The organism is Halopenitus sp. POP-27 (assembly GCF_029889855.1).
Lineage (GTDB): Archaea > Halobacteriota > Halobacteria > Halobacteriales > Haloferacaceae > Halopenitus > Halopenitus malekzadehii.
The window spans coordinates 1-21,681 of the sequence record NZ_JARANU010000009.1; the positions used below are offsets into that span (position 1 = coordinate 1).

A 21,681-nucleotide genomic window follows, 5' to 3' on the forward strand; every position below is an offset into this window, starting at 1 on the left:
TCTGGTGCGGCCTCGGTGGGGTCCTCGTCCGGCACGCCGCCGACTCCGCCACTGCCGCCACCACCGCCACCACCGCCGACGCCGTCTTCATCGTCCTCACCGTCTCCAGGTGCGGGCGTGCCAGGACCGTCGTCAGTTTCGTTGTCGTCGGTCTCGTTGCCGTCCTCGATATCGTCCTCGAGCTCGTAGCCGGTATGGATCGTCACGCTCGTGAGAAGCTGATCGCCCTCGTCGATCCCCCGACTATCCAGGCCGACGTCCACGACCACGCGCTCGCCCGGCGTGAGTTCGATCGCGTTCTCCTCGCCCTCGATCGAACCGCCGCCCTCCGCGGACGTCATCGAGACCGTCCCGCCGCCGTCGTGGGTCACCCACACGAGGACGTCCTGGGTGTCCTGGTTGTGCAGGTAGAAGATCCGGTCGACGGTCGTGTACGACTCCGCGTTCACGCCCGGATCCGTGAGGTCGATCCGGAGCTCGCCGTCGTCGTCGCTCAGCACGTAGTTCCCGTTCGTCCCGTTCGTGGCGCCGAACTCCACGTCCGGCTCGCCGTTGAAAAGGGTCTCCGTCGGCGACCCGGCCGTCCCCAGCACCGCTCCGGTCGCCACTACCGCGCCGATCGCGAGCACGACGGCGAGGGCAGCGGTGATGGTGCGGGTGTTCATCGTGGCGTGGTGGCTGGTGGTTCGATGGTTATCGGATTACTTCGGTATGAAACCGCAACGACAGAATTTGGTGCTATCCAAAGATGGCGTTGTGATCTATTGTATATGATCTAGCTTGCCGTCGCGTTGATCACGATCGTGAGACCGTTCAAATCACCTTCGGATGCAGCTCCGAGGAGGTTAATCTCGATCCCGAACGTTTCAGTATCCCCCGGAGTGAGGGTTTGAGATCCAGTGCTACCGTCCGACCAGACCATATTTATTCCGGAGACGGAATTTCCGCTTGAATCTTCCACATTCAGGGTAACACTAACGTCCTGGTTACCTTGATTTGTGACGTTTATCGCGTTCTGGATCGTGGTATTCGCGTTCGCGTTGATACCGCTTGCACCTTCCCCGGTGCTCATATTCTCACCAAGAACCATCACGATCTGTCCATCGTCGGTCGTCCTTGCGTACGGCGTGTTACCGTTACTGTCGTTATACTCCGTCAGACCAAGCAACGCGTTCGCGTCACCGGAGACGTTCACTTCGGCGGTCCGCTCCGCTTCCACCGTGGTGAACGCGCCCGTGGCCGTAACGACGGTGATCGCTCCGAAGACCAGTACCAGCGCAAGCAGCTTTCCTTTGGGTCGTGCCATAGTTGTTGTCTCCTCGTGTACGCGTCGGCGCGGTGGGCATCGGTTCCCCCGGCCGGCGTCTCTATTGCATACATATACCCCTACCCTCTTTGTAAGCCCGGCCTACTCGGGGGTTATGCCTCCCTAACGATCCGGGATCGGGCGGTTAGGGTGCCCTAATACGCCGAATTCGTGGGGGAGAGGAGTTCGGTGTGTTGGCGTGTGACGTGGTGTGATGACGTGGTATATCACACCGCGATCAACGTGAACACGCCTCGGTGATCGTGTCGAGGAGGTCCTTCTTGCTGAAGGGTTTCATAAGGTACGCGTCCGCGCCGGCGCCGGCGGCGCGCTCGCGGGACTCGTCGGACACCATCGCGGTGCTCATCACGACCGCGACGTCGGGACTGGCGCGTTTGATCGCCCGGGTGGCCTCGATCCCGTCGGTGCCGGGGAGGTCGATGTCCATCACGACCACGTCGGGGGCGGTGCGGTCCGCCTCGCGGATCGCCTCATCGCCGGTCGTTGCGACCCCCACGACCGTGTGTTCGGGGATGAGAAACCCATACAGGAGGGCACGCTGCATATCAGTATCTTCCACGAGGAGGACGTCGACCATTCCGGGGAGTCACCGGATCCTGTTAGTGAATGATTAAAAATCCAACCATTCTCGGACCGTGATCCGTCTGTAGGACCGAAACGTCACTCGTCCGAACGGATGGGAACACTTACAGGAACTCGTTCGGGTTATACGACTACCGTCGCTGCTATGGACCTCCCATCGCCGTCGTCGATTCTCACCACGCTCCGGTCGTCGATCCGGTCCCGGGTCGGACCGTCGCTTCCGGGTGGCGGCCAGGGCGACGATCGACTCACCCAGGACGACGTCTACGACGTTCTCTCGAACAAGCGCCGCCGATATGCGATCCACTACCTCAAACAGGTCGACGAGCGTGTGGACGTCCGCGATCTCGCCGAGCAGGTGGCGGCCTGGGAGAACGACAAGCCCGTCGAGGCGCTCACCGCCCAGGAGCGCAAGCGCGTCTACATCTCGCTGTACCAGGGCCATCTCTCGTCGATGGACGACCGCGGGCTGGTGGCGTACGACGAGGACCGCGGGACGGTGGCGCTGCGGGACGCGGTCCGAAACGCCGACATCCATCTCGAGGTCGTCGACCCGCGGGATATCCCCTGGGGGCAGTTCTACCTCGGGCTCAGCGTCGCGAACGCGCTCCTGATCGGGCTGGCGTGGCTCGACGTCGGCGTGTTCGGCGAGATCGGCAACCTCCAGATCGCGGCCGTCACCGTCGCGATCGTCGCGATCTCGGCGACCGTCCAGACGCTTCGTGACGACCGGATCCGGCTGGGCGATGCGGGCCCGCCGCCGGAACTCCGATCGACGTAGCGTGCGTGTTCCGGCCAGGGGCTGGCGTGTGGCTGGGTCGACGGCTCGCGCGTCGATCAGTCGGCCGCCGCACCGACGCCGCCACGCACCTTCACGCCCATCCCGGTGTCGAACGTCCGCAGCTCCGCGGCGGCAAGCTCCGCACGGCCGACCGCCAACAGATCGTCGTCGGGGTCGACCACGAGCACCTCGTCGCCCGGACGAGCCGCGTCGTCGACCGACTGCACGAACTTTGCGAACGCGTTCTTCCCGTCCCGGACGAAGGGCTCGCTCTCGGCGCCGACGACGACGCGGTAGGCCGGCGGATCGAGGGACGCCAGAAGCCGCCGCCCGCCGGCGATACCGAGGGTGAACCGCCCGTCGGTCCCGTAGGAGACGAGTCGCTCGCCCGCGTCACCCCCGGAGGCGTCGACGTCGCCGGCAAGCACCTGACGCGGGCGGCCGCCGCTTGACCGCCGGATCGAGTGGGGCTCCCCGGGTGGAAACAGCGCCGCGCCGGCGCCCGCGCCGAACTGGTAGTCCGCGACCACCCGCAGGTCGGACAGCGTCGTCGTGTCGCTCATACGCCAGCCTGGCCGCCGCGACGTATAAAGGACCCGAGGCCGAGTACGAAGGACCCGAGGCCGAGTACGAATTTCGGACCCAGCGACCGGTATCAACCGATCGTCGGGCGTTTCCCCAACTGATGGGCCGGTCGTCGCGGCCCACAAGGAAGGGGAAACTGAGGGATCATCGTCGCTAATATCCGCCGCTCCCGCCTCCACCACCACTACCGCCGAGCGGGTCATTGATGGAGGTGTTTCCGACGGCGATCTTCATACTCATCCCGCTGAGGGAGTCTGCGGAGCCGTGGTATCGGCAGTACACGTCGTAGACGCCCGACTGCGTGAACGTGTGGGAGGTCGACTCGTCCCCGCCGACCTCGACGTCCTTTTTCCAGTCGTCGGAGGCGTTCGTCACCGTGTGCTCGCTGCTGTCCTCGTTCGTCCACGTGACGGTCGATCCCGCGTCAACGGTGATGTTTCGCGGACTGTACTGCGAGTTCTTCATCGTCACCGTGGTGGTCTCAACCACGTGAGTACTACCGCTCCCACCATTGCTATCCCCACCAGTACATCCCGAAACAAGGGGAGTCGTGGCGACCGTTACACCGAGAAACTGACGACGATTCATAGATGTTAACGTTCAACACACACGATCAAAAAGATTCTGTTTGCACGGTCTGTCATCAAGCGGATTAGGTCGCTGAAGCGCGGGGATACAGCGTCCTAATCCGCTTGATAAGAGTATGCGATGCAGAAATGCGTACCGTCGATACGGTACCCCCGACCGTGTCTCTCCTCACCGTGCCTCGATCGGAAACCGGCCTCGCGAACGCGATCTACCATCCAACGCATCCGGATCCGGTGGGTTCTTTGGGGTACCGGTCCCTCTCGGTATCGATCGCCGCCGATGTTCACCTGCTCACACTCAACACACGATCGGCGTACCCGCACCCATCACCTCGCGGGCTCCGAACCGTGAACGCGAACGACCGTTCGATCACGGCGTTCACGATGGCCGGCCACGGGCTCGTCCACGTCTACGAGCTGTCGATCCCGATCCTGATGACGGTCTGGCTGGCGGAGTTCTCGGTCACGGCCGCCGTCCTCGGCGGAGTCGTCACGGTGGGCTACGGGCTCTTCGGCGTGGGCGCGCTTCCCGGTGGGCTGCTCGCGGACGTGTTCGGCTCGAAGCGTCTGATCGTCGGCTGCCTGTTCGGGATGGGCGCGGCCTTTTTCGCCCTCGCCCTCGCGCCGGGACTCGTGGGGATCGCGCTGGCGCTTGCGGGCTGGGGGATCGCCGCCAGCGTCTATCACCCGGCCGGGCTCGCGCTCATCAGCAACGGCGTCGACCCGGATCGACGCGGCGCGGCCTTCGGCTACCACGGAATGGCGGGCAACGTCGGTATCGCCTTTGGCCCGCTGGCCGCGGCGGTGCTGCTGCTCGTCGTCGACTGGCGGGTCGTCGCCGCTGCCCTCGGCGCGATCTCGATCGTCGCCGGCGTCATCGGGCTCTCCGCCGACTTCGACGAGACCGCGGGGATCGACGCGGGAGCTAATGCGGACACGGGTGCGGGGACGAACACGGGGACCGACGCGGCCACGGGAGCGGACGCAGACACGGGAACCGACGCCACCGCCGCCGAGGCCGACGGCGGATCCACGGGCGGGGACACGAACACGAACCCGGATGCGGGGACGGAACCGGACACGGACACGAACCCGGACACGGACATCCGGTCGCTTCGCGACTTCCTCGCGGGAAGCCGTCGGGTGTTCACCACCGGATTCGCGCTCGTCTTCCTCGTGGTGTTGTGCAACGGGCTCGTCTACCGCGGAATGGTGACCTTCCTTCCGGAGCTGTTGCGCGAGTTCCTCCTGGCCGCGGTGGGCGACGTCCGGCTCGGCCTCTTTGCCCCCGACAGCCCGCTCGCCGAGGAGTTCGACGTCTCGCGATACGTCTACGTGGGGCTGTTGACGATCGGGATCGCCGGCCAGTACACGAGCGGGCGCCTCCTCGACCGGATCGATCCCGAGCGTGGGCTCGCGATCGTCCTGTTCCTTCTCGCGGCAGTCGCGGTCGCGTTCGTCCCGCTTGCGGGGGCCGGCATCGGTCCACTGCTCGCGATCAGCGCCGTCCTCGGGTTCGTGCTGTTCGGCATCCAGCCGTTCAGCCAGGCGACCGTCGCGGCCTATTCCCCGCCCGAGTCACGCGGCCTCTCGTTCGGATTTACCTACCTCGGGACCTTCGGGATCGGCGCGCTCGGCGCGACGATCGTCGGCGTCGTCCTCACCTACGCGACCGCGGACGCGGCCGTCTTCCTCGTGCTGGCCGCCGTCGCGCTCGTCGGCTGTGCGATCGCGACCCTACTTCGCCGCGGCGATCTGCGTCCGTGACGCGATCTGCGTCCGTGATGCGATCTACGTCCGTGATGCGATCTACATCCGTGACGCGATCTCCATCCGTGAGTGTGCCCGTCACCGTGCGAGCGCGATCAATCCCCGCCGGAGTACGGCGAAGACCGCGACGAGCGCCAGCCCGAGCGGCACGCCGATGTGGAGTCCGCCGAGAAACCGGCCGATCGTCAACCCGAGTGCCATCCCGAGGATGAACGGCATCGCGAGCGCCTCGGCGATCGCCGCCGGTGGCCGATCGATGCTCATACTCCCCGTTCGTGCCCCCAGTTTAAAGGAGGAACGTGTCCTCGCGCTCGCCGAGATCCACGAACGTGTCGGCGGCGTCGACCAGCTCGTCGGCCGTCGAGGAGCCGAACCCCATCGCCTCCACGCGCACGCCCTCGTGTCGGAGGTGTGAACAGAGCCGCGCGAAGTCGCCGTCGCCGGTGCACAAGACGACGACGTCGACGTGGCTGGCAAGCGTCACCGCGTCGAGGCTCATTCCGAGGTCCCAGTCGGCCTTCTTGCTCCCGTCCGGGAACGTCTTGATGTCCTTGATCTTCGTCTCGAAGCCGATGTCCCGCAGCGCCTCGAAGAAGCGCTCCTCCTCGGGCGACTCCGCCCGGATCACGTAGGCAATCGCCCGCACGAGTTCGCGGTCCTGGACGGCCTTTTCGAGGAGGGCCGAATAGTCGATGTTTCGCGAGTACCGGCTCTGCGCGCTGTGGTAGAGATTCTGTGAATCCGTCAACACCGCGACGCGTTGGCCCGGGTGGATCTCGGTCATAGGCTCGCTTCCGCGCCCGCTCTTAAGGGGTTTCCCACTGCGCGACCACGCTCGACTTGCCGGGCGGCACTACGTCGACGACGTCGTCCCGGTTTCACGACGACGGGCTGATCGGGAAAACCAGCGACGGCGTGTTCCACAGCCTCGGACACCGAGATGATCGACAGACGCTCATCCTGATCCGGTCGAACGCCGTACACAACGTGGACGGCACGGAGAGATCGGCCGCGTTGAGACCCATCTCCCCGATTATAGAGAGTCGAGGAGAATACCTGCGCCTTCAGGCGTCCTCGGAACGCTCCGCGTTTCGATGTGCGAACGAGACGCGAAGCGTCTCGTCAACGCAGGATGAATCCAACACTACACGTCACAGTCCACCATCTATTGCTGGCCCGGATATTCTACCCTCTAAACCCGTGCTTTTACAAGAGATATAAATGTAAGATATTATACAGCGTTTCAGATGTTGGACGTCCACAGAACCCACCGGGCGACAATCCGCAACCACTCACAGGTGGCGGAGTCGCTCGACCGGCATGGGTGGTCGGCCAGTAAACTCTGGAACGTCGCGAATTACTACGCCCGCAGCGTGTGGGATGACACGGGTAAGATACCCGACCACGGCAGACTCAAAGACGAGTTGAAGTCACATACCAACTACAAGGGACTCCACTCACAGTCCAGTCAGCGCGTTCTGGAGGAACTCGCTGAAGCCTTCACCTCGTGGTACGAGTCTGATGACGATCGGGACAATCCGCCGGGCTACCGCAAACAAAACTACTACGACTCGCAGGGTCGCCGTGTCCACGAAGAACACCCGCGCAGTACGGTGACGTGGAAGCAAAACGGCATCAAACACGACACCACAAACAACCGTGTTCGACTCTCAAAAGGTGCCAATCACAAGGAACACCCCAAAGCGTGGGAGTACATCCTTGTCGAGTACGAGACCCGCCCCGGCGTCACCGTCGAGAACCTCCAGCAGGTTCGTGCCGTCTACAATCGACAGAAGGGTCGGTGGGAACTCCACCTCGTCTGCATCGAAGAGGTGGAAACGCCCGACGCACCCGGCGAGGAAACAGCTGGTGTCGATCTTGGCATCTGTAACTTTGCCGCGGTCGCGTACAGCACCGAGGAAGCCGACCTATACCCCGGCAATCGTCTGAAGCAAGATGGGTACTACTTCCCGAAAGAGATTGCCAAGTGTGATGATTCGGGCGGCGATCGGGCCACTCAGCTTCACCACACATGGTCAGAGCGGCGCACGCACGTCTTCCATAGTCTCGCGAAACACATCGTTGAGCGGTGTGTCGAGAAGAGCGTCGGACGTATCACCGTCGGAGATCTCGAAGGTGTCCGCGACGACAAGAACGGTGACGCAACGAACTGGGGGCGTCACGGGAATCTCGATCTCCACGGGTGGGCGTTCAACCGGTTTACGTCGATCCTTGAGTACAAAGCAAAAGTAGAGGGGATCGAAGTCGTGGAAGTATCTGAGCGCGACACGAGTAAGACGTGTTGCGTGTGTGGGAGAGAAGACGAGACCCAACGCGTTGAACGCGGGTTGTATGTGTGTGAGGAGTGTGACGCAGCGTTCAATGCAGACGTGAATGGGGCGGAGAACATCCGTCTCGACATAAACACAAGTAACTCCGAGTCTTCGGCCAGTTCGGACGAAGATAGGAGTACCGGCTGGTTGGCACAGCCTGGAGTCTACCTGTATGACTTGTCCAGCGGATTCCAACCGCAGGATCAAGTGGTAGACTGCAAACCCTAATATCCCAACTCAGCGGTGCGGTACCGTGGGATTCCCGCGTCTTCAGGCGCAGGAGGATGTCAATGTGCCGGTGTGTGGCGACCGGTTATCGTATCGATTTCGAGTTTGACGATGGAGATCTCAGTGTCCTCAATGGCTTCATCGAAGACACGGATGGGTGAGAAATGGCGATTGATCTCGGCGGTATCGAACCGCTCGTGTTCGGTTTCTGGCAGTTCGTGGAGCTGCCCCCTGACGATTATACTCCAGGAATCCAGTCCGCGTGGATCGTCAGTCGGCTCGGCTCCATACAGGACGTAACATGCCGTCTCGGTCGTCTCTCGGAACGCTTGTTTCGTGCTTCCCTCGGTCACGCCGAGGCGGAAATACAGACCGTTTCCGTCGTAGTAGTGCGCGAGTGGAATCGCATACGCCTCGCCAGTATCCGAGAGCGCGAGGACGCCAGTCTCAGCGGTCTGGAGTCGCTCTTCGACCTCTGCGTCGTCCATACCGGTCGTGTACGCGTATTCGACGTGTTCCATGAGAACGACTTTTATTTACTCTCTGATCGTTATATAGGTGTACCCACCTATCGAATGACGTCGAACTTCCAAACAACTCGAAAAAACGGGGAGAGGTAGCTGACTACAACTGCTACATCTTGCACGGGTGTCTCATCAGTTAGTCGGTCGTTTGTCGTTTCCCGCGTTACGTTGCTCGCCCGTCTTGGGCGGTTCCTGGGAGCGAAGGAGCGGTATGCGACTCGTTCGGTGGCACCCTGACGATCGTCGTGAGAAATCGTTTATAAACGACCCGCCGTAGGATAACGTATGCAGACCCACATCGTCCCGGTCGGCTTCGATTACGACCGGCTGATCGCCCCGCTCGTGCGGGACCAACTCGACGTCGACCACGTGGTGTTGCTCGAGGGCGCCGTGGGCAGCGAGGCCAACGTCGAGTACTCCCGCCGGCTCGCCGAGAAGCTGGAGAAGGACTTCCGCAACCTGCTCGGCGCCGACACCGAGCGGTTCGTCGTCGAGGACGTCTACGACTACGACGCCGCCTTCGAGCAGGCCTACGGGCTGATCAACGACGAGCTCGACGCCGGCAGCGAGGTGTGGGTGAACGTCTCCGCGATGCCGCGGACGGTCTCGTTCGCCTTCGCGACCGCGGCCCACTCGATCATGGTCGAGCGGGAGGGCGACCGCGATCGCATCCACACCTACTACACCGTCCCGGAGAAGTACCTCGAGACCGAGCTGGCCGAGACGCTGCGCACCCAGTGTGACCGCCTCGAGGACGTCCTCGCCGGCGATCTCGCGGACGCCGACCGGGAGGACCTCGCGGACCACCTCGAAGAGGCGCGTGACCTCCTCGCGGAGTTCGACGAGCGCGGCACGACGATCGGCGCCAAGCAGTTCGGCGAGGACCACATCATCGAGCTCCCGGTTGCCTCCTTCTCGAACGTCAAGCCCTTCGAGGAGCTGATCCTCTTCACCCTCGGCGAACACGGCGTCTTCGAGTCCGTCTCCGAACTCGCCGGGACGCTGGCCCGCGAGCTCGGCGAGGAGTACACCGACTCCTTCCGCTCGAAGGTCATCTACAACGTCGACCAACTCGGCCCCGGCGGCAAGGGCTACATCGAACGCGAGGAACACGGCAAGTCCTACCGAACCCGCCTCTCGCGCATCGGCGAGCTCTGGGTCCGCTCACACGCCGACGAGTCCGAGACGGACGGTCGGTCGACGACGAAGTGATCAGACGGACGCGACTGCGGTCAGTGTCCCCGTCGATCGTCGACCAGCCTCACTCCCCCGTCCGGAACGAGTAATCCAGCGCCGACGCGCTGTGGGTCAACGACCCCATCGAGACGACGTCGACGCCGGTGGCGGCGTACGCCTCGAGATCGTCGATCGTGATCCCGCCGCTGGCCTCCGTCAGCACGCGGTCGCTCGGAACCTCGACCGACCCGTCACTCGCCAGATCACCCAGGACGGACACCGCACGCTCGACGGTCTCGGGCAGGAGGTTGTCGAGCAGGACGACGTCGGCGCCGGCCAGCGCGGCCGCCCGAGCGGTCTCCACGTCCTCGGCCTCGACCTCGATCCGCGTCGCGAAGGAGCTCCGGTCACGAACGCGTTCGACCGCTCGCTCCAGGCCGAGTTCGGCGATGTGGTTGTCCTTCACCATCGCCATGTGCGAGAGATCGAGCCGGTGGGTGTCGCCGCCGCCGGCCGCGATCGCCCGCTTTTCGAGACCGCGTAGCCCCGGCGTCGTCTTGCGCGTGCCCGCGATCCGGACGGTCTCCGAGACTCCGCGAGCCGTCTCGACCGCCCGCCGGGTGCGCGTCGCGACCCCGGAGGCGTGCCCGACCAGGTTGGCTGCGACGCGCTCGCCGCGGAGAACGTCCTCGGTGGGACCGGCAACCGACATCGCGACGTCGCCGGGCTCGACCGGCGCCCCGGCATCGAGGCAGTCGGTGACCGTGACGCCGAGGTACTCGAAGACGGCGACCGCGGCCTCGGTTCCCGCGACCACGCCCGGCTCCGTCGCGACGAGTCGCCCCGACGTCTCGCCCGGGACGTCGTTCGTGACGTCGTGGTGGCCCACGTCCTCGCGCAGCCATCGCTCGACCGCGGAGCGCTCAATCGGCATCGACGGGGGCCCCCTCCGTGAGCTGGTGGCAGCCGCGGGACTCCTCGTTTGCGGCTGCGGCCCGTGCGATCAACAGCGCGGACACGCAGGCCCCGCGGAGTTCGTAGAGTGCCCGGCTCGTCCGGGTTCGCGTGTAGGCGTCGACCTCACCCTTGAGCCGACGGATCGTCGCCTGTGCCCGTTCGATCCCGGCCGGATCGCGGACGATTCCGAGCTCCTCGTCCATCACCCGGCGGAGCCGATGGAACTTCTCCGCGGCGAACCGGTCCGGAAGGGCCGGGTCGCGATCGAGAAGCTCGGGCGGCTCGATCGGCTCGGGACCGGCCTCGACGCCCGCGTCCGCCGCCGTCTCGCCGGCGCGCAGCCCCCACACGAGTCCCTCGAGGAGGCTCGTCGACGCCAGCCGGTTGGCCCCGTGGACGCCGGTCCGGGCACACTCGCCGACCGCGTAGAGCCGGTCGAGCGACGTTCGCCCCTCGAGGTCGACGTCGATCCCGCCACAGAGGAAGTGCTCGGCGGGTGCGACCGGGATCCCGTCCTCGAGGGAAACCCCGCGATCGGCACATTCGGACGCGAGGGCCGGAAACTCGCCTGCGAAGTCGATCGGCGTCACGTCGAGGACGACCTCCCCCGTGCGCTCACGCTCGGCCGCGACGGCCCGCGCGACCACGTCACGAGGCGCGAGCTCGGCGTCCGGGTGGTACTCGGGCATGAACCGCTCGCCGGTCGCGTCGCGCAGCACCGCTCCCTCCCCGCGGATCGCCTCGCTCAGGAGGAACGTCCCGCGGTCCGGCGTCGACCCGGATCCGTCGGGTTCGTTCCCGGTCGCACGCTCGTCCGTTCCCTCGCCCGCGAAGGCGGTCGGGTGGAACTGCACGTACTCCATATCGGCGACGTCGGCGCCGGCCAGCGCGGCCATCGCGATCCCGTCGCCGGTCGCGGTCCGGGGGTTCGTCGAGCGCGGGTAGCAGGCGCCGATCCCGCCGGTCGCGAGGACCGTCGCGCCGGCGAACCACGGGGTCACCTCGCCGTCACGCTCGAGCAGGGCACCGTGGACGCGCCCCTCGTGGGTACACAGTTCGAGGGCCGCGGTGTCCTCCAGGATCTCGACGGCCGACAGTCCGCGGAGGTGTTCGAGGAACGGAACCAGTACGTGTCGCCCCGTGGCGGCGTCGACGTGGCGGATCCGCGCCTCGTCGTGGGCGGCCTCGCGGCCGTACCCCTCGTCGAAGGCGACGCCGAGCGTGTCGATCAGGACGTCCTGAACGGCCGCGTCGGCCCCCGAGACGAGGACGTCCACCGCAGCCGGGTCGGCCGTGCCGTCGCTGGCGTCGATCACGTCACGCTTCAGGGCTTCCGGGTCGTCCCGGGTGACCGCGATCCCGCCCTGGGCCCAGTAGCTCGTCGCGTCCGCCGGCCGGCTCGCTTCGGTGGCGAGGGTGACGTTCGCGCCCGCTCGCGCGCCGGCCAGCGCTGCCGCACAGCCCGCGATCCCGCTGCCAACCACGAGCAGGTCGGTCGTTTCCCCATCGATGGGTGCGTCGGTTCGGTCGGCCATCGGGATCAGAGCTCCAACATCCGCTCGATCGCCAGCGACGCGAGCTCGGCCTCGCGGTCGGGAACCTCGATCACGTTCCGCGGCTCGTCCTCGAGGAGCCCCTCGAGCACCCACGTCAGGTAGTTCGGGTCGACCTGCCGCATCGCGTTGCAGTCCATACAGGCGTCCCCACACAGCGGTACCACGTTCACCTCGGGATACCAGCGCGCCAGGTGGTTGGCGAGGTGGATCTCGGTGCCGATCGCCCAGGTCTCGCCGGGATCGGCATCCGCGACCGTCTCGCGGATCGTCGCGGTGGAGCCGACGACGTCCGCCGCCGCGACGACCTCGCGGCGACACTCGGGGTGAACGATGACGTTCGCGTCGGGGTGGCGCTCGCGGACGTCCGCGACGTGGTCCGCGGTGAAGCGCTCGTGGACCTGACAGTACCCGTCCCAGAGCACGATCTCCGCGTCAGCGACCGCGTCGGCGTCGGCGCCGTCGGGATCCCAGGGGTCCCACTCGACGACCGCGTCGGCCATCCCGAGCCGGTGGGCCGTGTTCTCCCCGAGGTGCTTGTCGGGGAGAAACAGGACGGTGTCACCCCGATCGAGGGCGTACTCGAAGGCCTCGTGGGCGTTCGAGGAGGTACAGACCAGCCCGCCCTGTTCGGCACAGAAGGCCTTCAGATCGGCGTAGCTGTTCATATAGGTGATCGGGACGATCTCCGCGCCCGGGGCCGCCGCGGTCAACGTCTCCCAGGCGTCGTCGACCTGCAGCGCCTCGGCCATCCCAGCCATCGGACAGGACGCCTCCATGCTCGGGAGGATCACGGTTTGGTCGTCGTCGGTGATGACGTCCGCGGACTCGGCCATGAACGTGACCCCACAGAAGACGACGTACTCGGCGTCCGCGGCCGCGGCGCGCTCGCTCAGGCCGTAGGAGTCGCCGACGAAGTCGGCGTGCTCGACGATCTCCCGGCGCTGATAGTTGTGTCCCAGGATGACCACGTCATCGCCGAGCGCCGAGCGTGCCGTCTCGATCCGTTCCGTTCGCTCCGCCTCGTTCAGATCCCGATATCGCGGCGGAAGCCGCTCGAGATCGTCGTATTTGAAGAGGCTGAGATCCGTTTCGAGGGAAACCGATTTCATTTCGGGCATCGTTCTTGTCTCGTCTCGTGATCTAACCGACGAACTACCGTATTGATAAGATTTTATCTTCAATAGTCGGATCGAAGCGATCGAGATCGTTCGTGATGGCATATACAACCAAATTATACACGAATATGCATTACTGAACGAATATACAGGTTCGAAACAGCTAGGCCGAGGTCGATGAGGGATCGATCATCGAACCTGGAGCGACGTCGAAGACGGACCGATCCGATCGACCGGCTTCACGGGCGGTCGGCAGCGTCGACGGGCGGGTGCTCATTTATATAGATAAACGTTCAATGCTACCGTATGTTTCGAATTCTCATCGGGTTGCTCGGCGCCGTCCTGGCGGCCCGACCCGACGACACGATCACGGTCTATGAGTCGATCGCCTTCGAGTCCGCCGGCGACGCGACGCCGAAACCCTGGATCGAATCCGTCGTCCGCGCGGAGGGTGTCGCGTATCTCGGCGTCGCGCTTCTCGGGGGACGACCGTACCGCGTTCTGGCCTCACTCGTCGGCGTGATCGGCGCGATCGTCCTGGCAGTCCCTCGGCAGTACCTCGACGTCGGCGCCGCGATCGCCTACGACCGCCCCGACGACATCGAGTGGTCCGACGGGTTCGTGTCCGCCGTCCGCGCGATCGGCGCGTGCTGTGTCCTGGTCGCGATCGCGGCGGTTCGTGGTCGCCAGGGCGAGGAGCGGTGACTTGACTGGGAAACCGATCGCAAGGTGAGTTGCGTCCGAAGCGTCGATGCGTGCCGGTGACCTCGAAGCCTCTGAACGTCCTCGAAACGTGGATGTTTGAAGTCCTCTCGGCCGAACTGCTTTGTATTCGGACGCAAAAATGGAGACGTATGGGAAGGATCTCGGTCCACATTCCGGACGAGTTGGCGGACCAACTCGAGTCGTATCTCGAGGCCGAGCGACTCGATCGGCACACCGGGATCCGAACGTTGCTGTCCAAGGGGATCGACGAATGGCGTCGCGAACACGCGCTCAAGCGCCTGGAAGCAGGCGAGGTGTCCGTTATCGGAGCTGCGGAGATCTCGGGCGTTTCCCCGTGGGAACTCGCCCGGATCGCGACGGAACGTGACGTCACGTGGGTCTCGGAGGAGCACCTCCGGGATGATCTCGAGGATCTGTTAGCGGTCACCGACTGAGAAAACGAGCATCCGCCTCGAATCTCCGTGGTCTCGGCACCGTCCCCCGTCATCCATACCACCCCTCCGTTATCCGGGATCGGCGGCCATCACGGCTCAGAACGAGCCGAAAGCCGCAACGTATAAGAAACCGAAGCACCCACCGTGGACCGTGACGATGTCCGCGTCCGACCCGGCCTCGCCGTCGCCGCAAGCGACGCGGCTCTTCTCGAAAAAACGCGTGTGAGACGCCCACCGGCGGGAGTGGCGACCCCGTCCCGGGCGGTCCCCGATCCAGTACCCAGCGACGCGTTCGTGTTCGACCGGACGACGGCGATCGCGGTCGGCGTCGACCGAATCGACGTCGGCTGACTACGGACCAACCGGACGCCACGCGACACCACCACACGATCACCACACGGCCACACCACGCGACACCACGCGACACCACGCGACACCACGCGATACCACGCGACACCACGCGATACCACCACACACCCACGATCCACCGATGACAACCACGACACCTTTCGAGGGCGTGATGCCCGCGATGACGACCCCCTTCGACGAGCACAACGAGATCGACCACGACCAGCTGGCCGCCAACGCGCGGTATCTGGAGGCCGCCGGCGTCGACGGGCTGGTGCCCGTCGGCTCGACCGGCGAGTCGGCCACGCTCACCCACGACGAGCACGTCGAGGTGATCGAGACCGTCTCCGCGGCCGTCGACGACGTCCCCGTGATCGCGGGGACCGGCTCGAACAACACGGCGGAGGCGCTCTCGCTGTCCGAGCGCGCGGCCGCCGCCGACGCGGACGGCCTGCTGCTCATCTCGCCGTACTACAACAAGCCCGAGCCCGAGGGGTTCTACGAGCACTACACCGCGATCGCGGACGCAGTCGACCTCCCGCAGATCGTCTACAACGTTCCCTCCCGAACGGGTCGGTCGATCCCGGTCGACGTCACCGCCCGCCTCGCCGAACACGAGAACGTCGTCGGCTACAAGGCCGCTTCGGGCGATCTCGGCCTGATAAGCGAGGTCATCGAGCGGACCGCGGACGAGGAGTTCGCCGTCCTCTCGGGCGACGACGGGCTCACCCTCCCCATCCTGTCGGTCGGCGGCACGGGAACCATCAGCGTCGTCGCCAACGTCGAGCCCGAGCGCACCTGCGCGATGGTCGGCGCCGCGCTCGCGGGCGATTACGAGCGTGCCCGCGCCATCCACCACGAGCTCTCGCCGCTGTGCCGGGAGCTCTTCGTCGAGACGAACCCCATCCCGGTCAAGGAGGCGATGTCGATCCGCGACCGCGGTCGACCCGACGTCCGGTCGCCGCTCACCCGTCTCTCCGTGGAGCACCGCGAGTCGCTCGCCGACCTGCTCGCGGAGTACGAGACGGCCGCACCCGGTGAGATCGGTCCGTTCGCAACCGAGGAGACGTCGCGATGAGCGAGGACGCCGAAACGGACGAAATCGCCGACGCGGATCCGAACCTCCGCATCGCCGTGACCGGTGCCGGCGGCCGGATGGGCACCGAGGTGATCGCGGCGGCCGTCGATCGCGGGGACCTGGCGGTCGCGCTGGCGGTCAACCGCTCGGAGACGGAGCCCGTCTCGGGCGTCGCGGTCGACCCCGCAGACGAGTTCGCCGAGCGGCTCGACGCGGTCGATCCCGACGTCGTCGTCGACTTCACCGGTCCCGAGTCGGCGGCCGCGTACGCGGAGGCCTGTGCCGACGCCGGCGTCCCGCTGGTGACCGGCACCACCGGGTTCTCGGACGCGCAGCTCGCCGCCCTCGAGGACGCCGCCGCGTCGGTGCCGGTGCTCAAGGCGGCCAACTTCTCGCGGGGGATCGCCGCGTTGCGCCGTGCGGTCCGAGAGGCGGCCGCGGCGGTTCCCGACTACGACGTTGAGGTGACCGAAACGCACCACAACGGCAAGCGGGATGCGCCCTCGGGCACCGCGAACACGCTCCTCGAGGATCTCGAGAACGTCCGCGAGGACCTCTCGCGGAACGGCCGCGTCCACGGGCGCGAGGGCGACGCGCCCCGCCAGCCGGGCGAGATCGGCGTGCACGCTCGGCGGGCCGGCGACGTCACCGGCGAGCACGAGGTGCTGCTCGCGGGCAACCACGAGGTCCTCGAGCTCACCCATCGGGCCGGCGATCGTGGCGTGTTCGCCGCGGGCGCGCTCGACGCGGCCGTCTGGCTGGCCGACCGGGAGGCCGGCTGGTACGACTTCGGCGACGTGATCGACGATGCGTGAGATCGCGACCGCTCCCGGAACCGACGGCTAAAAACCCCCACTCACCCATTGGTTCACCATGACGCTCGAAGCAGACGTCACCGACCTCTGGCGGCGCTCCGAACAGGGACTTTCGGCGAGTGGGACGACCGCGGACGACGAAGCGGTCCTCGACGACTTCCTCGACGCCCTCGAGACCGGCGAGGTCCGTGCGGCCGAGAAGACGGGCATCGACGTGACCTCCTGGGAGGCGAACGCCTGGGTGAAGCGGGGGATTCTCCTCAACTTCGGGCTCCGCGAGACCGAGGGACGGACATACGGCGACGTCACCTACCACGACGTCCTCCCGCTACGGGACACCGCCGATCTGGGCGAGCGCGGCACCCGGAACACGCCGGACGGCACCGCGATCCGGCGGGGCGCCTACCTCGGGAGCGACTGCATTATGATGAGCCCCTCGTTCGTCAACGTGGGCGCGTACGTCGGCGACGGGACGCTCGTCGACTCCTGTGACACGGTCGGCTCCTGTGCCCAGATCGGCGCGAACGTCAAGCTCGGCGCGAACACGCTGATCGGCGGCGTGCTCGAGCCGGTTGAGGACGCACCGGTGGTCATCGAGGACGGCGTCGCGCTGGGTGCCGGCTGCCGTGTCACCTCCGGCTTCCGGATCGGCGAGAACTCGATCGTCGGCGAGAACACGCTGCTCACCCCGCGGATCCCCGTCTACGACCTCGTCGAGGAGGAGGTCGTCTTCGGCCACCTTCCCGCGAACCGCCGTGCGTTCACCCGGATGGTCGAATCCTCGGTGAGCGACCACGACCTCTTCGAGGGCGGCGCCTACAAGCCCGCCGTCGTCGCGACCGACGTCGAGGACGAGACCCTCGAGGCCACCCAGCGGGAGGAGGCGCTCCGGGAATGAGCGGTCCCACGCCCGAGGACGCATCGTCGTCGAATCCGCCGGTTCGCCGGCTCGCCGACTGGGATGCGGACCGCCTGGCGGCCCTCGCCGACCGGTACGAAACGCCCCTGTACGTGATCGACCGCGATCGGGTCCGGGAGAACTGCGCCCGGCTGCGGGACGCCTTCCCGGACGCCGACGTCCGGTACGCGGTGAAGGCCCACACCGGCCAGTCGGTCCTCCGAACGGTCGAGCGGGCGGGCCTCGCAGCGGAGTGTGCCTCCGCGGGCGAGCTCGAACGCGCGCTCGCGGCCGGCTTTTCCGGCGACCGACTCCACTACACCGCCGTCAACCCGCCCGCGAGAGATCTCGACCACGTCGTCGATCGATGGCGCGAGCACCCCGAAATCACGATCACCGCCGGCGCGGTCGACACCCTCGACCGGCTGGCCGACCGCGGCTTCGACGGCCGGGTCTGCATCCGGGTGACCCCGGGCGTCGACGCCGGCCATCACGAGAAGGTCCGAACCGGCGCCCACGCCAAGTTCGGCGTCCCCTACGACCGCGCCGCGAACGTCGTCCGGGAGGCAACCGATCGGTTCGACGTCGTCGGGATCCACGCCCACGCCGGCTCCGGGATCGATGCCGACGGACTCGACCGCCACCGCGAACTCGTCTCGCGGATGGGTGCGCTGGCCGCCGCCCTCGTCGATCCGGCAGCCGGGGATCGTGAGGACGCCGACGCGGACCCCATCACCCTCGAGTACGTCGACGTCGGCGGCGGCTTCGGCGTTCCCTACCGCGATGACGAACCGCCGCTCGACCTTCCGGCGGTCGCCGACGCGACGCGGGAGGCGTTCGAGACCGCCCTGGAGGACGCCGACGTCGATCGCGACGCCGGCCTCGACCTCGCCGTCGAACCCGGCCGCTACGTGGTCGCCGACGCAGGCGTCCTCCTGACGCGAGTCAACACCGTCAAGCCGGCGCCGGAGACAACCGTCGTCGGCGTCGACGCCGGGATGACCGATCTGCTCCGCCTCGCGATGTACGACGCGTTTCACCCGATCCGGAACGTCTCATCGGCGTCCCACAGCGGGGAGAACCGGGGCGACGTCATCGACGATCGGGGCGACCGGGATCCCATCCCGGTCACGGTCACCGGCCCCATCTGTGAGACGGCGGACGTGTTCTGTGAGGACCGGCCGCTTCCGGCTCCCGAACGCGGCGACGTCCTGGCGATCGGGATCGCGGGCGCCTACGGCTACGAGATGGCCAGCCAGTACAACTCCCGGCCACGACCGGCCGAGGTCGCGGTCGGCGTCGGGGGGGATACGACCACGGGAACCGACGAGAGCCCCGATGCGGCCGATCCCGGCCCGACCCTGGTCCGCGATCGCGAGACGATCGCCGACGTGACCGCCGTCGAGCGCCGGGCGGGCTACGAGGGGTTCGCGGCGCTCGAGGACCCGGTGCGTCCCGCCGGCGACGTGAGTTCAACGGAGGATGCGGAATGACGGTCCCGTTCCGGAAGTACCACGGCACGGGCAACGACTTCATCGTCGTCGACGAGGTCGACGCCGAGCGATCCGGCCTCGCCGCGTTCGCTGACCGCCGGACGTTCGCGATCGCCCACTGTGACCGCGAGACCGGCGCCGAATCGCCGGGCACGGGGCGTCGCGGCGCCGACGGCGTGTTGTTCCTCGGGATCGATGCGGAATCCGGCTCGCACTCCGACCCGACTCGCGTCACGATGTCGCTCGTCCAGCCGGACGGCTCGACCGCGGCGATGTGTGGCAACGGCGCGCGCGTCGTCGCCGCCTGGGCCCACGACCGCACCGGCGAGACCGAGTTCGTGATCGAGACGCCAGCCGGCGACCGGCGCGCCGCGGTCGACGCGAACGGCCGGGACGTCACGATCGAGATGGGGATCCCCCGGTTCGATCCCGCGGACGTCCCGGTCGATCGCTCGCGCGCGGACGACCCTGAACTCCGGGACGGCGATCCCGACGCGCCCCTCATCGAGACCGATGTCGAGGGGCTCACCGTCTCCGCGGTGAACACCGGCGTCCCGCACGCGGTGGCGTTCATCGAGGAGGACGGCGATGCGGACGCTGAGGCGATCGACGACATCGATCTCGAAGCGGTCGCCGAGCCGGTTCGCCACGCCGACGTCTTTCCGGAGGGGGCGAACGTGAATCTCGCGCAGCGCGTCAGTTATACGCCCGACGACGGGTCGGCCGACGACCGCGAGTTCGACGGCCTCGTCCCCACCTACCGCCAGCGCACCTTCGAGCGCGGCGTCGAGGGCGAAACGCGGTCGTGTGGCACCGGCGCGGTCGCGATCGCTGCGGTCGCGCGCCGGACCGGCCGGGTCGACGCCGAAACCGTCCGATCGCGCCCGCCGGGTGGCGAGCTCGAGATCACCGTTCCCGATGAGGGTCCCGCGACCCTTTCCGGCCCGGTCGCCGAGGAGGGCGCCGGCGAACTCGCCGTCGATCCGGAGGTCGATGAGGCGGCCGCCGCCGACGCGACCCCCGCGGTCGATCCGGGGACCGGTTCCGGAGCCGATACTGACGGCCCAGACGCCGCTGACTCGAACCGGAACGCGGAGGACGATCCGCGATGACCCGGTCCGACGGCGACGGCTTCGATCCGATCGCGTTTCTGGAGACCGCGGTCCGTCATCCGTCCCACGAGGACGTCGGGGACATGCGCGAGTTCCTCGTCGAGACGCTCGCCGAGCACGGGATCGAGGCCCGGGTCGACGACGCCGGCAACGTGCTCGCGAGCAAGCCGTCGGCCGACCTCGACGCCGGCCCGCACGTCGTTTGTAACACCCACATCGACACCGTAACCCCCCACATCCCGTTCGAGCGCGACCCGGATTCGACGGTCGAGGGCGAAGCGGGCGTCGACGTGATCCGCGGTCGTGGGTCCTGCGACGCCAAGGGCCCGCTTGCAGCGCTGCTCGTCGGCTTTCTCGCGACCGATCCCGATCGCGGTCGGCTCACGCTCGCGATCACGCCCGACGAGGAGGTACACTCCCTCGGCGCCGCGGCGCTCACCGGGGGGCTCGAGGGGACCGAGGACGAACTCGACGGCGATCTGTACATCGTCGGCGAGCCGACCGGTCTCGACGTCTGTACGGCCGCGAAGGGACGCTTCGAGGGGACCATCGAGTTGTCGGGCGAGACGGCTCACGCCGCCGAGGACGCGGGAGCCAACGCGGTGGCGGCCGCCGAAGGGGTGCTCGGTGCCGTCCGCGAGTTCGACGCGGACCGGCCGCCCCACGACCAACTCGGCCCGGCGCGGCTCACGCCGACGGTGATCGAGGGCGGCAGCGCGACCAACCAGGTCCCGGATCGGTGTGCGATCGTCGTCGACCGGCGGTCGATCCCACCCGAGACGGCCGCGGGCTTCCGCGAGTCGCTGGCGAACGACGTCCGGGCGGCCGTCCCCGATGACGTCGGCGTCGGGGTCGAACTCACCGACCGCGAGTCGCCGTTCCTCGAGGCCTTCTCGACCGATCCCGACCACGAGCTCGTTCGGCTGCTCGCGGACGCGATCGACGTGACGCGCCCTGCGGACGAGGACACACCTGTGGGCGAGAGCACGTCCGCGGACGAGGACGCTCACGGGGGCGAGGACGCTCCCGCTGCCGTTCGCGATCGGGGCGGGAACGTTCGCCCGTTCTCGGCTGCCACCGAAGCGTCCTACTTCTCGCCGACTCCGACCGTGGTCTTCGGCCCGGGAGACCTGGCTGACGCCGAGGGCGCGGTGGCCCACGCCGATCGCGAGTACGTCCGCGTGCGCGAGGTGGAGTGGGCCGGCGACGCGGTCGCGTGGACGCTGTCCGGGCTGCTCGAAGCGGAGTGATACGCG

General features: G+C 66.9%; 24 protein-coding genes. 13 read left to right on the forward strand and 11 right to left on the reverse strand.

Annotation, left to right across the window (positions count from 1 at the left end; translation table 11 throughout):
• The 3 genes from OQF70_RS06940 to OQF70_RS06950 form a co-directional block, all read right to left on the reverse strand.
• Window positions 1-665: hypothetical protein (locus OQF70_RS06940; protein WP_280536658.1), on the reverse strand; the 665-nt coding region annotated here is incomplete at its 3' end.
• Window positions 666-775: 110 nt separating this feature from the next.
• Window positions 776-1,306 carry a hypothetical protein gene (locus tag OQF70_RS06945; RefSeq protein ID WP_280536659.1) on the reverse strand — a complete coding sequence of 177 codons (531 nt, stop codon included), beginning with the start codon at window positions 1,304-1,306 and terminating at the stop codon, window positions 776-778.
• 238 nt (window positions 1,307-1,544) lie between these two features.
• Window positions 1,545-1,904 carry a response regulator gene (locus OQF70_RS06950; protein WP_280536660.1) on the reverse strand — a complete coding sequence of 120 codons (360 nt, stop codon included), beginning with the start codon at window positions 1,902-1,904 and terminating at the stop codon, window positions 1,545-1,547.
• Window positions 1,905-2,054: 150 nt separating this feature from the next.
• Here OQF70_RS06950 and OQF70_RS06955 point away from each other — a divergent pair, with 150 nt between their 5' ends.
• The gene (locus tag OQF70_RS06955) at window positions 2,055-2,690 is read left to right on the forward strand and encodes a hypothetical protein (RefSeq protein ID WP_280536661.1); all 636 of its coding nucleotides are present in this window, start codon (window positions 2,055-2,057) and stop codon (window positions 2,688-2,690) included.
• A gap of 56 nt (window positions 2,691-2,746) precedes the next feature.
• On the opposite strand, the gene OQF70_RS06960 is transcribed toward OQF70_RS06955, so the two are convergent.
• Together OQF70_RS06960 and OQF70_RS06965 are read right to left on the reverse strand one after the other, a co-directional pair.
• Entirely contained in the window at window positions 2,747-3,253 is a 507-nt protein-coding gene (locus OQF70_RS06960; protein WP_280536663.1) for a PUA domain-containing protein, read from the reverse strand.
• A gap of 175 nt (window positions 3,254-3,428) precedes the next feature.
• Window positions 3,429-3,764 carry a cupredoxin domain-containing protein gene (locus OQF70_RS06965; protein WP_280536664.1) on the reverse strand — a complete coding sequence of 112 codons (336 nt, stop codon included), beginning with the start codon at window positions 3,762-3,764 and terminating at the stop codon, window positions 3,429-3,431.
• Window positions 3,765-4,210: 446 nt separating this feature from the next.
• On the opposite strand from OQF70_RS06965, the gene OQF70_RS06970 reads away from it, so the two are divergent.
• Window positions 4,211-5,629, forward strand: a complete 1,419-nt coding sequence (locus tag OQF70_RS06970) for an MFS transporter (protein ID WP_280536665.1) — start codon at window positions 4,211-4,213, stop codon at window positions 5,627-5,629.
• Window positions 5,630-5,710: 81 nt separating this feature from the next.
• Here the strand turns inward: OQF70_RS06970 and OQF70_RS06975 are convergent, their stop codons facing one another.
• The gene (locus tag OQF70_RS06975) at window positions 5,711-5,896 is read right to left on the reverse strand and encodes a hypothetical protein (RefSeq protein ID WP_092813882.1); all 186 of its coding nucleotides are present in this window, start codon (window positions 5,894-5,896) and stop codon (window positions 5,711-5,713) included.
• A gap of 22 nt (window positions 5,897-5,918) precedes the next feature.
• Complete coding sequence (locus OQF70_RS06980) at window positions 5,919-6,416, reverse strand: NYN domain-containing protein (RefSeq protein ID WP_280536666.1); 498 nt, start codon at window positions 6,414-6,416, stop codon at window positions 5,919-5,921.
• Between the two features lie 463 nt (window positions 6,417-6,879).
• Between OQF70_RS06980 and OQF70_RS06985 the strand changes: the two genes are divergently transcribed.
• Entirely contained in the window at window positions 6,880-8,193 is a 1,314-nt protein-coding gene (locus OQF70_RS06985) for a transposase (protein ID WP_280536667.1), read from the forward strand.
• A gap of 59 nt (window positions 8,194-8,252) precedes the next feature.
• Here OQF70_RS06985 and OQF70_RS06990 read toward each other — a convergent pair whose 3' ends face one another.
• Window positions 8,253-8,714 (reverse strand): pyridoxamine 5'-phosphate oxidase family protein, encoded by a 462-nt coding sequence (locus OQF70_RS06990; RefSeq protein ID WP_280536668.1) that lies wholly within the window; start codon window positions 8,712-8,714, stop codon window positions 8,253-8,255.
• A gap of 288 nt (window positions 8,715-9,002) precedes the next feature.
• Here OQF70_RS06990 and OQF70_RS06995 point away from each other — a divergent pair, with 288 nt between their 5' ends.
• Window positions 9,003-9,929, forward strand: a complete 927-nt coding sequence (locus OQF70_RS06995) for a DUF6293 family protein (protein WP_280536669.1) — start codon at window positions 9,003-9,005, stop codon at window positions 9,927-9,929.
• Window positions 9,930-9,978: 49 nt separating this feature from the next.
• Here OQF70_RS06995 and nadC read toward each other — a convergent pair whose 3' ends face one another.
• Genes nadC through nadA form a run of 3 tightly spaced genes read right to left on the reverse strand, consistent with a single transcriptional unit; the run spans window position 9,979 to window position 13,524 of the window.
• Window positions 9,979-10,827 (reverse strand): carboxylating nicotinate-nucleotide diphosphorylase, encoded by an 849-nt coding sequence (nadC, locus tag OQF70_RS07000; protein ID WP_280536670.1) that lies wholly within the window; start codon window positions 10,825-10,827, stop codon window positions 9,979-9,981.
• Window positions 10,817-12,385 (reverse strand): FAD-dependent oxidoreductase, encoded by a 1,569-nt coding sequence (locus OQF70_RS07005; RefSeq protein ID WP_280536671.1) that lies wholly within the window; start codon window positions 12,383-12,385, stop codon window positions 10,817-10,819. Before OQF70_RS07005 ends, nadC begins: the two co-directional genes overlap by 11 nt.
• Before the next feature lie 5 nt (window positions 12,386-12,390).
• Complete coding sequence (nadA, locus tag OQF70_RS07010) at window positions 12,391-13,524, reverse strand: quinolinate synthase NadA (protein ID WP_280536672.1); 1,134 nt, start codon at window positions 13,522-13,524, stop codon at window positions 12,391-12,393.
• A 303-nt stretch (window positions 13,525-13,827) separates the two neighbouring features.
• Here nadA and OQF70_RS07015 point away from each other — a divergent pair, with 303 nt between their 5' ends.
• The 9 genes from OQF70_RS07015 to OQF70_RS07055 all read left to right on the forward strand — a co-directional run bounded on the left by OQF70_RS07015 (window position 13,828) and on the right by OQF70_RS07055 (window position 21,675).
• Complete coding sequence (locus OQF70_RS07015; RefSeq protein WP_280536673.1) at window positions 13,828-14,226, forward strand: hypothetical protein; 399 nt, start codon at window positions 13,828-13,830, stop codon at window positions 14,224-14,226.
• 149 nt (window positions 14,227-14,375) lie between these two features.
• Entirely contained in the window at window positions 14,376-14,681 is a 306-nt protein-coding gene (locus OQF70_RS07020) for a hypothetical protein (RefSeq protein ID WP_280536674.1), read from the forward strand.
• 222 nt (window positions 14,682-14,903) lie between these two features.
• Complete coding sequence (locus OQF70_RS07025) at window positions 14,904-15,032, forward strand: hypothetical protein (protein WP_280536675.1); 129 nt, start codon at window positions 14,904-14,906, stop codon at window positions 15,030-15,032.
• A gap of 139 nt (window positions 15,033-15,171) precedes the next feature.
• Window positions 15,172-16,107: a 4-hydroxy-tetrahydrodipicolinate synthase gene (gene dapA / locus OQF70_RS07030; RefSeq protein WP_280536676.1), complete on the forward strand. Its 936-nt coding sequence runs from the start codon at window positions 15,172-15,174 to the stop codon at window positions 16,105-16,107.
• Window positions 16,104-16,922, forward strand: coding sequence for a 4-hydroxy-tetrahydrodipicolinate reductase (dapB, locus tag OQF70_RS07035; protein ID WP_280536677.1), 819 nt, complete (start codon window positions 16,104-16,106; stop codon window positions 16,920-16,922). The genes dapA and dapB overlap by 4 nt, the downstream gene beginning before the upstream one ends.
• Before the next feature lie 58 nt (window positions 16,923-16,980).
• On the forward strand, window positions 16,981-17,820 hold the full coding sequence (locus tag OQF70_RS07040; RefSeq protein ID WP_280536679.1) for a 2,3,4,5-tetrahydropyridine-2,6-dicarboxylate N-succinyltransferase: 840 nt from the start codon (window positions 16,981-16,983) through the stop codon (window positions 17,818-17,820).
• Entirely contained in the window at window positions 17,817-19,313 is a 1,497-nt protein-coding gene (gene lysA, locus OQF70_RS07045) for a diaminopimelate decarboxylase (protein WP_280536680.1), read from the forward strand. The genes OQF70_RS07040 and lysA overlap by 4 nt, the downstream gene beginning before the upstream one ends.
• Window positions 19,310-20,425 (forward strand): diaminopimelate epimerase, encoded by a 1,116-nt coding sequence (dapF, locus tag OQF70_RS07050; RefSeq protein WP_280536682.1) that lies wholly within the window; start codon window positions 19,310-19,312, stop codon window positions 20,423-20,425. The genes lysA and dapF overlap by 4 nt, the downstream gene beginning before the upstream one ends.
• Window positions 20,422-21,675, forward strand: coding sequence for a M20/M25/M40 family metallo-hydrolase (locus tag OQF70_RS07055; RefSeq protein WP_280536683.1), 1,254 nt, complete (start codon window positions 20,422-20,424; stop codon window positions 21,673-21,675). Before dapF ends, OQF70_RS07055 begins: the two co-directional genes overlap by 4 nt.
• Window positions 21,676-21,681 lie beyond the last annotated feature (6 nt).